We start from the raw sequence: 15,022 nt of genomic DNA on the forward strand, positions 1-15,022 counted from the left end.
TCTAGATACTATTATCATACTTTGCTGGCTCAAAAGCGGGTACCCGACGAATTAGGAGAAAAATCAGTTCAAAATTAGATATATGGGGAGTGGATTAAGATTTACATTCGTGCCACTACACATGCGGATGGTGCTTCCCATCGCTGTTGTCCCCGGATTTCTTGAATTTATTGCACCACAGGTGGGTGATGGTATATATACACTTACTGTCGCAATTCACCTAGTTGGAAGAAAAAAGCTTTCTAGCATCCATGGGGTCAGTCCCCATGTGCCAGAAAGCTTTTTTGATTTATTTTACCGTGATCGTCCCGTAGTACATATACATGCCGCAATTGTACTCATATACCCCCGGTTTTAAATCCTTGACGGTAAAATTATTATTTTCGTGATCCAGGTAAACGTCCATTCCGATCTTCAACGACTGTACTTCATCGATGCAAGTAAAGGATGTCATTTTTTTAAAATTGATCTTGGTTGGAACGCCGGCTTTCACTTCAATATTTTTAGGATAGAAACCGTCCCCTTTTACACCCACTGTAACAATCTCGTATTTGGTTTTATCTGGCTCTTCCTGAGCTTGTTGAGATTGATTGGCCGGAAACGACGACACGCTCCCTTGAAAATAAAACAAGACAAACCCGCCCATGATCAGGGCTACAAAACCAATCAGCATCAAATGCCAATGTTTAGAGATGAGTGTTTTCATTTCTTTCAGCCCCCTCCAGTTGAATGTCTAATGAGCATGTGACGCATCAACTCTAACCAGTATATAAAAGTTAATCGAAATTTTAAATACCTTGTTTCAAAGCTTATAGCAGATGAACCATATTATCCGACACGGTGATCATTACTGTTTTTCCAGAACCGGATGATCCAGCTTATACAGATTACGGTATCGGGTATGATCTCGCCACAGCTCATCATGACTGCCTCGCATGGAGATGGTGCCTTGTTCCATAAAGATCACCTCATCCATATGCTTCATTCCTGTGAGATGATGAGTGATCCAGATCAATGTTTTGCCTTCCAGCACGCGAAACATCGTCTGCATAAGTTCATGCTCCGTCAGCGGATCAAGCCCCACGGTCGGCTCATCCAGCAAAACAATTGGGTGATTTTGCAACAAAATCCGCGCCAGTGCAATGCGCTGTCTTTCTCCACCGGAAAAGCGAAGACCCGTCTCCTGCATTCTTGTATCGTAACCCTCTGGTAAAGAATCAATCAGGGTTCCAAGCCCTACCTGCTCCGTCACTGCACGAACCTCATCCAGCGTGGCGTCGGGTCGTCCCAATCGAATATTGTTTGCTACCGTCGTATCGAACAAATACGGTTGCTGGTTTAGCACCGCAAATAGACTGGAGTATGCTCCACCTGTAAATACAGGCACTCCTGCGACAGTGACGCTGCCTTCATCAGGCTGCAATGCTCCTTGAATCAGATTCAGCAGCGTAGACTTACCCGCACCACTGCGGCCAAGCAATGCAACCTTGCCCCCCTGCGGTACGTGTAGGGAGATATTACGCACACTCCATTCCTGCGTTGCCGCATAGCGGTAGCTTACGTTGTTCAGCAGAAGGTCTCCCCCATGGCTTAATTGCTGAGCGGTAGCCTGTTCCTTTTTAGTATCTGTTGCATCGTCTGCTGCTGGTTGTCCTGCATCTGATCGTACTGCAAGTGCAGATGTACCTTTCTCGGAATCCTTTAGCCGTCGAAGTGAATCCTGATACTCCGGCGCATGAACCACCGCTTCCCCAGCGCGAACGAAAGCATCCAGCAACGGAAAAGTTACTAGCGCAAAGGATGCCAGCCATGTCGCTTCAATGCGACCCTGTGCTACCAGTCCTCCGGCCCACACAGTCATAATTACAATTCCTCCACCTACAAAGCATTGTGCGATCCAATGAGAACGCCACTCGTTCCGGCGAAGTGAATTTTCCACCATGGCAACCCTGTTGTGCCGTTGTGTAAAGGTGCTAAGGAAATGCCCAGTTCGTCCGCTCAGCACCAGATCACTCATGCCGAACAAAGCATCCGTCAGTTCCTGATAAGATTTACTCCGTTCCTGCTTGAACGTACGCCGTTTGGCAAGTGAGGTCCAAAGTGAGATAGCTGGGGCGATAAAAAGCAAAAATCCCCCATATAGCGCCATCAGCAAGGCAAATGTTCCATCCATCCAGCCAAGCGCCAAGATGCCTGTTGCATATATCAGCAAAGCCGATAACGCAGGCAGAACCAGCTTCAGATAGATATTTTGAAGCTGCTCAATATCCTCTGCCAGCAATCCCAATAGATCCCCTGTACGAAATTTGGTGCGAATCATCAGCGCCTGCGGTTCCACTGCCCGATACAAGCGTACCCGCATACGAGACACAAGCCGCAGCGCAGCATCATGACCTACCAAGCGTTCCAGATACTGAATAACGGCTTTACTAAAACCAAACGTTCGCACAAGCACAATGGGCACATACACCATTAATATATTTTCAGGTTTTAAGGCCGAACGAGTAATCAGATGGCCGGACGTAAAGAGCAGCGCGCCTGCACACCCAATGGACAGCGCCCCCAAAAGAGCTGCTGCTAGAAAGGCCCAAAAATAGTGTTTCAGATAAGGTAAAAACCAGCCTTGGCTACAATTGTCCGTTGCTCTCATATCGCCCGCCCCCTCCTTCCGACATTCCCGTTAGCAATCTGTAATATTCTCCCTTCTGGGCAACCAGTTGCTGATGGGAACCTACCTCTTCCAGACGACCTTGATTCATCATCCAGACACAGTCCATATCCGGCATCCAATGCAGCCGATGGGTGGCAAGAAACATCCTCTTGTGTTTCAATACGGACAAAATGGTCTGTTTTAATTCCCATTCTGTCTCAATATCCAAATGTGCCGTAGGCTCATCCAATAAAATAACCGGACGGTCACTGAGCAAAGCGCGCGCCAAGGCAATCCGCTGCGCCTGTCCTCCGCTCAATGTCCGACCTGCTTCCCCAATAGGCTCATTCAATCCACCCGGAAGACCATCCACCAGTTCACGTAGGCCGACGGCATCAATCGCCCACTCAACCTGCTGGTTGGATGCTTCCGGCTCATAAAAGCGAATATTATCTGCCAAAGTAGCGCTAAACAGGTAAGGATGCTGTGGAATATAGGCAATATGCCGCTGCCATTCAGCTTTGGTATCCGCAGATAATCGGCATCCATCAAGGATCACCTCACCTGAAGTCGGGTCAGAAAAGCCGCCAAGCAGACTAAGCAATGTCGTTTTGCCTGCACCACTCGCTCCGACGATGCCGATCATGTTCATGTGCGGTTCAACACTTGCAGACACATGTTCTAGCCGGGCAGAGCCGTCTTCATTAAGTAAACACACATCAGACAGCTTGAGGATGTCCTGCCCCGTGATGTCTAATCCTTTATCATGAACTGTCTGTGCATTCGTCTCCGTCACTTCTTCTTCTGCACCGAGAATCGAGCGAATCGCTCCCCAAGCCTCTTTACCATCCAATGAGGCGTGATAGTCTGATCCCAACTGGCGTATAGGCATAAAATATTCCGGTGCCAGAATAAGCACCGCAAGCGCTGCCTCCAGTCCCACTGAACCACTAATCAGACGCAGACCCAAGCCTACCGCTACAAAAGCGACCGACAGCATACTGAAAAAATCGAGGGCAAATGAAGAAAGAAACGCTACCCGCAGCGTACGCATCGTGGCTGTACGATACTGGTCGCTGACCTTCCCTACGGTTTCCCCATGCGCCCGACTGCGTCCCAAAAACCTTAGTGTCTGTAGCCCACGCAACGAATCCGTGAAATGGTGTGATAACAGACGATAGGAACGCCACTGCTTGTCTGCCTGCTTGCGCGCCGCCAAACCCAGCAAAATAAAGAAGCCCACCAGAATCGGCATCGTAGTTGTCAAAATCACACCTGAAATCAGATCTAATGTGAAAACATACACAAGCACAAGTAAGGTTACAGCCATCATGTCTATCATACGAGGAATGGATATTTCCAAATAATTGCGAACCCGATCCACGCCATCCAGCGCTAGCGTCACCAACTTGCCGCTTCCTTCCCGCGCAGCAAAGCCCGGGCCCCGCTCGAACAAACGCGCAAGCAGACGCTCCCGTAAGGAAGCGCCTGCTGCTTCGGCAAAACGACCGGCTGTCCGGCGTTGCAGCCAGATCGTCGTATGCCTCACTGCAAAAGACGCGAAAAACAACGCCAGCGATGGCCAAGCCATTACCAGCGGATTGTGTTCAAATAAAATCGTAACAGTCTTTGCCAAAAAGATGGCTTGTGCAATTACCGCTGCTCCCTGGAGCAGGGAAAGGGCGGCCAGCAGCAGCATTACTGGCCGAATGCCCTTTAATTCAAACCAGGCTTTATCCATTAGTATTCCAGATGATCCTTCTCACTGAGACGCTTATGGAAAACAAAATAGCTCCACGCCTGATAAGCCAACACAAAGGGTAAAAGCGTTGCTGCAACAATCGTCATATTTTTCAATGTGTAAGGACTGGAGCTTGCATTATATATCGTCAAATCAAAAGCACTGTTGATCGAGCTCACCATAAATCTTGGGAACAATCCAACGAATAACGAGACGAAGCTTAGCAAAATGATGGCACCTGTCATCCCGAAAGCCCATCCTTCGCGGCGCTGCTTCAGGAAATACCATGTTAGCACATAGGCAACCATCCCCACTGCAACCGCAACATACATAAAGGGACCGCGACGTGCAAATAAATCCGTTGCAAAATAAGTCCATACCACCATACCAGCAAGCAAAATCCCCAACACCGGAAGAAATTTGGACGCGATCACACGAGCACGATCCCTTACTTCACCAATCGTCCGCAGAGAAATGAACGTCAGCCCGTGCATAAGGCACATTCCGACCACGGTCAGTCCAATCCATACGGTGTATCCATTGAACACATCCAAGAATCCGGCTTTCAGATCCATGTTTTGCTGAATAGGTACACCCTTCACTAAAGCGGCAAAGGCCATACCAAACAGCATCGGTGGCAGGAAGCTGCCAATCAGAATGCAAGCATCCCACGTTCCTGTCCACCCTTTCCCTTCAGCCTTGCCACGGAACTCAAAGGAGACTCCTCGCAAAATCAAGCCTAGCAAAATAAACACAAATACCAGATAATATCCGCTGAACATCGTTGCATAAAAATGCGGGAAAGCGGCAAACATCGCACCTGCTGCTGTAATCAGCCACACTTCATTGGCATCCCAGAATGGACCAATCGTATTGATCATTAAACGTTTTTGTTGGTCATTGCGCGGCACTAATCCAGTAGCCATACCCACGCCAAAATCAAAGCCCTCTAGAAAAAAGAAGCCTGTAAACAGCACAGCGATCAATAAGAACCATAAATCATTTAACGTCAATGCTGCCACCCCCTTGAGCAAATGGATCATGAATTACCGTATGCTGATGCGGCTCCATATCTGGGCCTTTACGAGCGGTGCGAGCAAACAGGAATGCCAGTACACCCGTTAAAATGAGATACAGCGACGTAAATGCAATCAGTGAGAACAACACTTCTCCTGCTACAACGGTAGGTGAAACGGAATCTTTTGTTTGCAGCAAACCAAATACAGTCCACGGCTGACGTCCCATTTCTGTCATGATCCAGCCCGCGGTATTGCCAATGAACGGGAGTGATATCCCCCACAGCATAAGACGGAAGAACCAACGATGGGAGCCCTCCAATTTTTGTCGAAAACTCAGATAAGCTCCGTACAGAGCAAGTGCGATCATGGCACATCCTGCCGCAATCATAATGCGGAAGCTCCAGAAGGTCGTACGGACAGGCGGAATATAATCACCCGGACCGTAGGTCTTTTCATACTGTGCTTGAAGCTCCTTCATACCAGGCACAGAGCCGGAAAACTTGCTATACGACAGAAAGCTCAGTGCAAACGGAACCTTAATCTCAAAGGTATTTTCCTGCTTATCAGGATCAATATTGGCAATAATCGTCCAAGGCGCTGGATCGCCACTGTCTCCCCACAGAGCTTCACTGGCTGCCATCTTCATGGGCTGTGTTTTGATCAAATATTGAGCCTGTCCATGACCAAACAAAGGAATAGCAATGGCACAGATTAATGCAACTATAATGCTCAATTTAAAAGAAGGTTTAAAGAAGTCCATATTCTTTTTATGCATCAGCTTCCAAGCACTAATCCCTGCTACGAGGAAAGCTCCAGTTGCAATAGCAGCAAAGATGGTGTGAGGATACTCCCACAAAAGCTGCTCGTTCGTTAACAAAGCAGCAAAATCTTGCATTTCTGCCCGGCCATTTACAACCCCATATCCTACGGGACGTTGCATGAATGAATTAGCAGCCAAAATCCACAAAGCCGAGAGCATCGTACCAATCGCTACTAGCCACATGCAAACTAAATGGACAGTTTTGGATAGTCTTTCCCAGCCGAATACCCATAGGCCGATAAAGGTTGATTCCAGAAAAAATGCAAGCAATGCTTCAATGGCTAGCGGTGTACCAAATACATCACCGACAAAACGGGAAAAGTCCGACCAATTCATTCCGAACTGGAACTCCTGCAAAATTCCGGTAACTACGCCCAGCGCAAAGTTAATCAGCAGAAACGTTCCCCAGAATTGAGCCATTTTTTTGTACAAGTCTTTTTTCTTGATAACATACATAGTCTCCATAATTGCCACCAACAATGACAATCCAATGGAGATTGGCACATAAACAAAATGAAGAATCGTAGTGGTTGCAAACTGCAACCGTGCCAAATCCAATACGTCCATGATGCTGCTCCTCCTCTGTACTTCCCTTAACAATGATTTAATGTTTGTGATCTGAAGTCTTTTATATTTGTGATTGTATTCACATTGTTACATATGAAACCGTCACTTTTTTAGGAAATGACTCACTTAGCTAACTTCCCCATGGTTGCCATAACCGGGCTTCAGATTATCCCCATTATATAGAATAAATTTAAATGAAATAGAATCAAAAATGTGAACATCGTGTCAAAGTTGTGTCATAACGATGACATTTTTATGAAAATGCCCTAAAATCCATATTCAATGTGACATTTTCTATTGATCCGTCTTTTTTCAATATATAAAAAAAGAGCCTCTCTTCATTCGGAGGATATACCTCCGACATCTGCAAGAGAGACTTCATAACGTTAAACCTAGGGAATCGATCAACAGCCATCTGTTCCTCCGTTCTTTTGGACCTGATTACGGTAAGAGGAAGGTGACATTCCAACATACTTTTTAAATTTACTATGAAAATAATCTGCATTCGCATACCCCACACGGCCCGCCACTTGGTGTACCTTAATCCCCTGTGCAAGCAATTCCCTTGCTCCCTCAATCCTTACCTTATCCAGGTAGGCATTAAAGGCCTCGCCTGTATGACTTTTGAACAGTTTGCCCAAATACCCACTATTGTAATTGAACATATCTGCCAGCAACTCCAGTCGCAAATTTTCATCATAATGACCATGTATAAAGTCAATCATTTGCTTCATGATGATCTCCTTGCCACCCGTATCAGTCTGTCCAATCCACTGCAACACATGTTCGAGCGAGTGATCCACCAGCTCGCCCAATGTTGAATAGGCATATACATTGGTAATCAAGTTGGAATGCTCCTCCAGCACGGTCCGGCTGTGTTCCTGTCCAGCTGCATATTTGTTCAGTGCGAGTGTGAATGTCTGAGCGAAGGCCGCCTTGATTGCAGATTCTGTACGATAAATCTGGGGAAATTGGACTTCCATGTCCTTAATGACACGGGTCGCCGCTCTACCATTAGCCATATCCAGCGCGTAGTACAGCTTTTCTGCATAACGCATGGGATCATCTGATGCTCTGTCAGACGCTTCATTCATGTGAGCAGGGACTGTCTCCCATTCATGTAGGTCTCCGGGAAGCATGACTCTTTCTGCCCGGAACAAAAACATACGCTCCAATAATCGTAACGCCTGCTCAAAAGATCTGGGGATATCCCTAAGAATGTCTACCGGAGCCCCGGCAGCCCCATAGATTTCATTTACCCACGGTTTTAGCTCCTGTCGCCATGCAGCCAGCAACTGAGCAGCATCTTTTTCCGTTTTTAACATGGCGGGAAGCAATAGGCCCGTATATATTCCAGCCTCAAACACAATGCCTCTACCCTGTTCACGACACAATTCGGCCAGCCGCTGCTTTGCTGCCAACTGCCGGGCTTGCCGATCCCAGTCAGGTATACGCAAATCCAGCAGAATCACCTGATAGCTACTCCAGTCCAATGCTGGTAATTCAGGCTGTTGTCCGTGTTTTCCACCGCCGTTTTGGTGTTCAGCCTGCTTGGATGCACGATGGCTGGGTTCTACAGCATTACGAGCATGTTCTCCATGAACCGGAAACAGCAATGCTTCGATCCAATCGCGCTCATGCGAAGACGGACTCCCCCACTTTCCATCTCCCTTTTCGTTTTCAATGCTTTGCCGTACTCGCTTTAGCTCCAGCGTCATTTCTTCCTCATCAACGGGCTTCAATAAATAACCATCCACCCCGAATCCCATGGCTTGCCTAGCATAATTAAAGTCTGCATATCCGCTTAAAATGAGAAAGTGATACGGCTCCCCATTCATTTGGCGTATGCTTTGTATAACCTCCAACCCACTCATCCCAGGCATACGAATATCTACAATGACCAGTTCCGGTCGATGCTCTCCGAACTTTTCCAAAGCCTCGCGTCCGTTCTCAGCCGTATCGACGATGCGAAAGCCACAATCTCCCCAGTCAATAATGGAAGACAGTCCTTCACGAATCGCAGGCTCATCATCTACAATCATCGCTTTATACATTCGACGCTTCCTCCCTTGGTATGGAAAAGTATACGGTTGTTCCTACCTGTAATGCGCTTTCAATATGCAGACCATAACGTTCACCATACATCAATGTCAGACGTTGATGAACATTGCGTAGACCAATACTGCTCCCTTCCGGCTCCTCCGCACCCGTGATCCGATCCAACAGACGGGTCAGTTGCTCTTCCTCCATGCCAATTCCATCATCAGCCACTTTAATGTGCAGCTCTCTTTGTTCTATTGTGATATCTACCTTTACGGTAACTGGTTCTTCCTTATTTTCTAGGCCATGAATGACTGCATTTTCCACTAACGGTTGTATGATTAAGGGAGGAATCGACATGTCCTTCGCGCTTTCTTCCAAATTCACTTCATAGACCAAACGATTTCCAAACCTGAACTGCTGAATTTGCAAATAGGATCGCACCATATCCAGCTCCTGTAATACGGTTGTTTTACCACTGCCAATCTCCAGATTCCTGCGCATCAGCCTGCCAAGCAAACGAACCGTCGTTGCTATCTCCGCCTCCCCATTCAGGTGTGCTTTCATTCGAATGGATTCTAACGCGTTAAACAGAAAATGCGGATTAATTTGGCTTGCCATCATTTTTAGCTTGATATCCTTTTGTGCCAATTCAAGCTTATTATTATGTTCACTCGTTTCATAGACCTGGGCCATAAGCTGGCGGATACTACTCACCATGTAGTTGAAACGGCGGGATAAATCACCGATCTCGTCCCTTCCCTCCACACTTGATACCACATGAAAATCACCCGCAGCTACCTGACCCAGCTCATAGCTCAGCCGCTGGAGCCGTTTGGTAATAAGCCAGGAAATGATGGTAATCAGAATCAGCGCCATGATGAGTACCGCTAGTACACATAATGCACCAATCAGGCTGACCCGGTTTGCCCCCTGCACGATATGTTCCGTTGAAAACACCGAAATAATCGTCAATCCGCTCACACTTGAGGTTGGCAGCAGCTCATCCACAATAATGTTCGAGAGCGTTCCGTTAATTTTTGCTTCATATATCCCCTTACCTGCACGCTGGACATCAAAGCCTAAATGTAAATCCGTCAACGTCCGACCTACTGACTGCGGATGGGTAGCTGCGACCACAATTCCGTTACGATCCGCAATCAAGGTTTCAAAGGGCTCCTTGCTCAGCATATGATTCAACTCGGTCTGACTCAGTGCAATCATCAGAACTCCCTTGGAATTGTATTCGGGAAAAGGAATTTGCCGTACTAGGCTGAGGCGATTAACTGGGTTATCCTCCTTATCCTGAATGTAAAACCAGTTAATCGCCGTCCCCTTCAAAGCCTCCTGGAACCACGGCTGCCGCTCAATGTTAGAGTCCACAGGAATAAACTCCAGATTGTTGACCAACGTCGGATTGTAAGAATAGAACCGGATAGTAGCAACCTCTCTATATTGCTGGGTGTACTCATTAAAATCCTTGTATTGATGGTACGCATTCATGAGCTCCACCATGCCGGGATAACGGCGGTTCGCCATCTCCTTTAGCCTTTTATCGAACATTAGCCCATTTGAAATATCTGTTGGCACACGTAATAAATTTGCTGTTTGGCTCTTAATCTTTTCCACATTATTTACCGTCTGGGCAATCGCACTGTCCAGTGCCTGCTCTCGCAAATAAAAAATAACGCAGCCGCCCACCAACAGCACTGGGATCATGACAATCAGTACGTAGGAGAAGAGCAACTTATTCCGCATACGCATATTATTCATCAGATGCCTTACTCCACGATACATGCCATCCCTCCTGTGAGATAAGCGCTTACATATTTTCAGTTTAAAGCTTCACAACATTTATATCCATATTTTCTTGCCAAATAAAAAGGTGGTGAACGGAGTCACCACACTTTACGGATCACGAACTATTTACGTACAAAAGGTTCGATATGCACTCCCTGTGGCAGCTTATACGGATCTTCCGGGTTGATACGGTCATAGAACATAATGCCATCCAGATGGTCCATTTCATGCTGCACGACAATCGCTGCATAACCCTTAAACGTTAACAGTTCCTGAGTTCCGTCCGGTAAATTGGCCTTGATGCGAATCTTCTCGTAACGTGGTACATATCCGGGTATGTACCGATCTACAGACAAGCATCCCTCACCCTGTTCCAAGTAAATCATGGATGTAGAATGGCTGACCAGCTTCGGGTTAAACAGGCCATATTCTACCGTTTTGTCTCCATCTTCATAATAAATAGCACACATTCTTTTATTCAACCCAACCTGGTTGGCGGATAGCCCTACACCCGGGCGCAGCTCATAGCGGGTGGCCAGCTCTTCATTTTGGCTATTTTTCAGGTAATCCAGCATCCATTGCATCTGTTGAAGATCCTCTTCAGACAGCGGCAGACATACCGGATCAACCTTTGTGCGCAAAATCGGTTCCCCTTCACGCACGATATCCTTCGGGAGAAGCATGTCCATCGATTGATTGCTCATTCGTCAGCCTCGATTCATTTAAATAAATATACGATCATGTGATGTACAGCAAAAGCTGGCGAATTCCCCGCTTTTCTGCAAGTTTTATCCCATAAATTATATCTATTCATGAAATGAATTGTCAAAATAGAGCGGTATGGGAGAGAGAAGCCATGATGCGCCCTCTATATATAAAGCCATTAAATATTCACTGCCTTAATTGTTTATCTAATTAAATTATACTTATGTTCTTATAGCACTGAACCAAAAACCTCCTAAACCAATGAAGTGTTCAGGAGGTCTCTAAATAGTTTTTCTTACGATTAAGACGGCTGTTCTAATGCTTCGGGTGTATCGCTGAACAGCTTCGCCTTCGGATTCGGCTGTGTCCAGGTATTATAATATTGCGAATTCTTGCCGTAGGAATTGTCGATGACCACATGTGGCATATCAAGCAGGCAGGCCAGAATGTGACCGTGTAGCCGTGAAGTGCGAACCTCGCGGTAAGAGCTGAACAGCGTAACCGCCTTGTTCATAAGATGGTCGGTGTACTTGTACCAGAATGTACGCGTAGGCAACGGGCCGCCCATTTTCTTATTCAGTCGGTAAAACTTTTGGAAATAGACGATCCCCTTCACTTCCAGCGGAGTGAATAAAGTATCCCAGTCCAGACGGTGTGAGGCATCAGCCTCGTCATCGAATTTCTTTTGTCCTCCTACCGTTTCAATATCTGTACGCAGGAAGTACAATACGTCCTTCACGGTTTCCGTAGTCGGCTTCAATGGCCACAGCTGGTGCGCCATATCAGGACATAATGTGATGCTGCACTGATTCAGTTTATCCTTAGCCCACTGATAAGAGCGTGTATCCCGCACAAACATATGTAGATCCGGGTGGGCATTAAACAGAGCCGCCACCTCATTAGCCTTTTGTTCAGACTGGAAGTGGATCGTCTGCGGCATGATTACAATTCGGTGGTTAGGGAAATCACGAACGATGCGTTCCCGCAAATTTTGGTGATTTGAATATAGATCGCCAAAGTTGCCACCGCCGTGGCATACGATAATCCAGTCGCCCGGAATATGAAGCTGATCGGGAATATCCATGGCGCTATAACGGGCACGGACACGAATGCCATTATCCTTAAAGAACGCTTCGGTGCCTTTCATGATCAGTACGTCCCCACCGTTATTATAGACGGGATAATCGACATAAATAATGTTCGAACCTTGAGGGACTACGTCGAGAATGACGCTCAGCTTATTTTTCAGTTTAGCCATGGGATGCGAATTCGGCATCTTTCAGTTCTCCCTTCCTGCGCTTCTTTTGTATAGTCTGCAAGACAAATGTAATATCACTTTTATCAAAAATGATCCGTGAGAGCGGAACATTGAAAAACATTGGGAACGAGAACAACGAGAACGCTAAACGTACACAAGCACCTACAAGCAAAGCAATAGCAATGCCGTCCAAACCGAAGATCGGTGTACAAATAAAAAACAGACCGACGGTGATCGCATAGGCCACAATTTGCCGGAACAATACCAGTCCCGGACGACCGAGTGCGTTAAAAGCCGAAGCCAGAATCCATGAGCCACCACCGATAATACATTCCAGTGATAGCAGGTAGAACGTTAGCGATGCTTCCAGAAAAGCGGGCCCGTACAGCAAACCCAGCATGTATCGACCAATAAAGAGAGCTGGCACAATGACGATGAGCATCGCAGCCATGGAGATGCGAAAAGCACGACCCACCGTTTCGACAATTTTGCTGTGTTCCATCCCTGTCACTTTCGGGAAGGTTACATTAGTGACGGCATTTTGCACCACATTGAACACACGGGACAAGGCGTAGACAACAGAGTACAGACCGAACGCTTTGGGTGACAGCAGCGCCACAATGACGATTTTGTCCGTTTGTGTGGACAGCGTTCCCATCAACTCCATCCCATACACCCGCGCTCCATAGCTATAATAAGGGCGCAGCACTTGGCGGCTGGTCAACGGACGAAATGCGCGTAGGTTCATATGCTTGCGCAATCGGAGGAACGCCCACATGAGCGCAAGGAAACTCGCGGCAAAATTCACTGCCCCCGCCAGTTGCACATTGAGTAAGCCCATCAGCCACAGGGTCACTAGACCGATGAAATTCAGTAACGGATAGTAAAACAGCAGGCCGTTATATACGCTAAACCGATCCAGTCCTTGCGATAATGCCGTCGTAAGTGCTGTAAGCACCGCTAACGGTACTGCTGCCGCACAATAAATCTGCGACAGTTGGATAATGTCTGCACCATAGCCATTCAGCCACAGCGGCATACATATCCAGGCCACCGCTCCTGCCAACAGACTGGCAGGCAACTGAATCCAGAGCGACAACGCCAGCAGTTCTTCCGTCGTGCCTGTTTTCTTCTTGAGGTTATAAATTAACGAGGTTGGCAAGCCGAAGCTCAATACACTGCCGATCAGCGTAGGCCAGAACAGAACAGCCGCCAGTTCACCTTTCCCCTCTACTCCGAGCATACGTGCGGTCAGGATGGAAGTCAGGGTCGTGACGATTAGCACAAAAAAATTGTTAAAGCTCGTGCGCATGATCGTTTTGGCGAGACTGTCACCCGTGAATACTTTCCTTGCTGCTGTCCATGTGCTCATGTTACGTCCAACTCCTGTTCCTTATTAAGCCTCTCGTCTCTATGCTCACATCGCGTCTTTTGACGCACCTCCATCAGCCTACCGTTTTTTTGGAATTGCGTTCAGACAACTGTCCTCCGCTAACAGGCTCCTTCGTACTTGAGAAAATCTCTTTCAGTGCTCTTCTATAGCCTTGAATGGCTTTATGATTTTTTTTGGGTCTCTCCCTTAAAATCTGATACAACGTCGTCCAATATAGTGCTGCATAACCGATCGGCCCAGATCCCTCGTCACGTAGTAGATGAATATGATTCATCACCCGCATATAAGTAACCTGTTCCATATTGTCGCGCGAGGACGGCGATTCATGGTGAAGCAGCGTAAGGGCCGGATTAATATACAATGGACCGCTTTTCATGGCGATACGGGAAAGTAATAAATCCTCGCCGACGCTATAGCTTTGCAACCAAGGTACCGGCTCCAGACTTAGAATCGCATCACGGCGAAATGACATATTACAACCATGAAAAAACTGGGTCTTAAACGTCTTCTTGGCCTTATGCCAGTTGTACATCGAGCCGGACTGACCGCTGAGGGACAATCTCCCTTTGGACAAAGATTGCTGGAACGAAAGCAAGCAGCGAATTGTACCCATGAAGCTGTTACTCATTCCCTGTGCTATGCCGCCAACACCAGCTGCCTGCGGATACGCCTCATAGGTGCGCATCAACTCATTCAAGTAGTTGCTCGGCAGCTCAACATCATCGTCAAGGAACAAAATGATGTCACCTTGCGCAAGCTCCACCGTCTTTACACGTGATAACCATAGTCCGGGCTGCTCCTTACGATGATATCGGTAGGCAATTCCCGCTCTGCTCAACTGATGCTCATAACGTTCCAGCACATGCTTTGGCAGTTTTCCGTCATCAATAATCCACAGCTCGGTTTCACATGCCTCTGGTGCTCCCCCCATGGCAATTGAATTGATGCATCGGGTCAGATCGTCAACCCGATTGCGGGTGCACAGAGCAATGGACAAGCTTAACATCATACTCCCCCTTTATCCTGTCA

At 47.2% G+C, this 15,022-nt stretch carries 11 protein-coding genes; all 11 read right to left on the reverse strand.

Annotation, left to right across the window (positions count from 1 at the left end):
- Positions 1-289 precede the first annotated feature (289 nt).
- Positions 290-706, reverse strand: a complete 417-nt coding sequence (locus MMB75_RS19120) for a cupredoxin domain-containing protein (protein ID WP_025365853.1) — start codon at positions 704-706, stop codon at positions 290-292.
- A 141-nt stretch (positions 707-847) separates the two neighbouring features.
- Positions 848-2,650: a thiol reductant ABC exporter subunit CydC gene (gene cydC / locus MMB75_RS19125; protein ID WP_045245017.1), complete on the reverse strand. Its 1,803-nt coding sequence runs from the start codon at positions 2,648-2,650 to the stop codon at positions 848-850.
- Complete coding sequence (gene cydD, locus MMB75_RS19130; RefSeq protein ID WP_045245016.1) at positions 2,628-4,391, reverse strand: thiol reductant ABC exporter subunit CydD; 1,764 nt, start codon at positions 4,389-4,391, stop codon at positions 2,628-2,630. Before cydD ends, cydC begins: the two co-directional genes overlap by 23 nt.
- Positions 4,391-5,404 (reverse strand): cytochrome d ubiquinol oxidase subunit II, encoded by a 1,014-nt coding sequence (gene cydB, locus MMB75_RS19135; protein ID WP_080942706.1) that lies wholly within the window; start codon positions 5,402-5,404, stop codon positions 4,391-4,393. Before cydB ends, cydD begins: the two co-directional genes overlap by 1 nt.
- A complete protein-coding gene (locus tag MMB75_RS19140) occupies positions 5,391-6,797 on the reverse strand; it encodes a cytochrome ubiquinol oxidase subunit I (protein WP_045245014.1) in 1,407 nt (468 codons plus the stop codon). Before MMB75_RS19140 ends, cydB begins: the two co-directional genes overlap by 14 nt.
- Before the next feature lie 404 nt (positions 6,798-7,201).
- Complete coding sequence (locus MMB75_RS19145) at positions 7,202-8,851, reverse strand: response regulator transcription factor (protein ID WP_045245013.1); 1,650 nt, start codon at positions 8,849-8,851, stop codon at positions 7,202-7,204.
- Positions 8,844-10,634, reverse strand: coding sequence for a cache domain-containing sensor histidine kinase (locus MMB75_RS19150; protein WP_045245012.1), 1,791 nt, complete (start codon positions 10,632-10,634; stop codon positions 8,844-8,846). Before MMB75_RS19150 ends, MMB75_RS19145 begins: the two co-directional genes overlap by 8 nt.
- A gap of 125 nt (positions 10,635-10,759) precedes the next feature.
- On the reverse strand, positions 10,760-11,341 hold the full coding sequence (def, locus tag MMB75_RS19155; protein ID WP_045245011.1) for a peptide deformylase: 582 nt from the start codon (positions 11,339-11,341) through the stop codon (positions 10,760-10,762).
- Between the two features lie 302 nt (positions 11,342-11,643).
- Entirely contained in the window at positions 11,644-12,618 is a 975-nt protein-coding gene (locus MMB75_RS19160; RefSeq protein ID WP_016820342.1) for a polysaccharide pyruvyl transferase family protein, read from the reverse strand.
- A complete protein-coding gene (locus tag MMB75_RS19165) occupies positions 12,593-13,972 on the reverse strand; it encodes a lipopolysaccharide biosynthesis protein (protein WP_013373123.1) in 1,380 nt (459 codons plus the stop codon). Before MMB75_RS19165 ends, MMB75_RS19160 begins: the two co-directional genes overlap by 26 nt.
- A 73-nt stretch (positions 13,973-14,045) precedes the next feature.
- Positions 14,046-14,999, reverse strand: coding sequence for a glycosyltransferase family 2 protein (locus tag MMB75_RS19170; protein ID WP_016820343.1), 954 nt, complete (start codon positions 14,997-14,999; stop codon positions 14,046-14,048).
- Positions 15,000-15,022 lie beyond the last annotated feature (23 nt).

Source organism: Paenibacillus sp. P2(2022), assembly GCF_029522175.1.
GTDB lineage: Bacteria > Bacillota > Bacilli > Paenibacillales > Paenibacillaceae > Paenibacillus > Paenibacillus polymyxa.

Excerpts from the sequence above, each read along its gene's own strand:
- MMB75_RS19120 (WP_025365853.1), bottom strand. The coding sequence starts at position 706 with ATGAAAACACTCATCTCTAAACATTGGCATTTGATGCTGATTGGTTTT.
- cydC (WP_045245017.1), bottom strand. The coding sequence starts at position 2,650 with ATGAGAGCAACGGACAATTGTAGCCAAGGCTGGTTTTTACCTTATCTG.
- cydD (WP_045245016.1), bottom strand. The coding sequence starts at position 4,391 with ATGGATAAAGCCTGGTTTGAATTAAAGGGCATTCGGCCAGTAATGCTG.
- MMB75_RS19140 (WP_045245014.1), bottom strand. The coding sequence starts at position 6,797 with ATGGACGTATTGGATTTGGCACGGTTGCAGTTTGCAACCACTACGATT.
- MMB75_RS19145 (WP_045245013.1), bottom strand. The coding sequence starts at position 8,851 with ATGTATAAAGCGATGATTGTAGATGATGAGCCTGCGATTCGTGAAGGA.
- MMB75_RS19150 (WP_045245012.1), bottom strand. The coding sequence starts at position 10,634 with ATGTATCGTGGAGTAAGGCATCTGATGAATAATATGCGTATGCGGAAT.
- def (WP_045245011.1), bottom strand. The coding sequence starts at position 11,341 with ATGAGCAATCAATCGATGGACATGCTTCTCCCGAAGGATATCGTGCGT.
- MMB75_RS19160 (WP_016820342.1), bottom strand. The coding sequence starts at position 12,618 with ATGCCGAATTCGCATCCCATGGCTAAACTGAAAAATAAGCTGAGCGTC.
- MMB75_RS19165 (WP_013373123.1), bottom strand. The coding sequence starts at position 13,972 with ATGAGCACATGGACAGCAGCAAGGAAAGTATTCACGGGTGACAGTCTC.
- MMB75_RS19170 (WP_016820343.1), bottom strand. The coding sequence starts at position 14,999 with ATGTTAAGCTTGTCCATTGCTCTGTGCACCCGCAATCGGGTTGACGAT.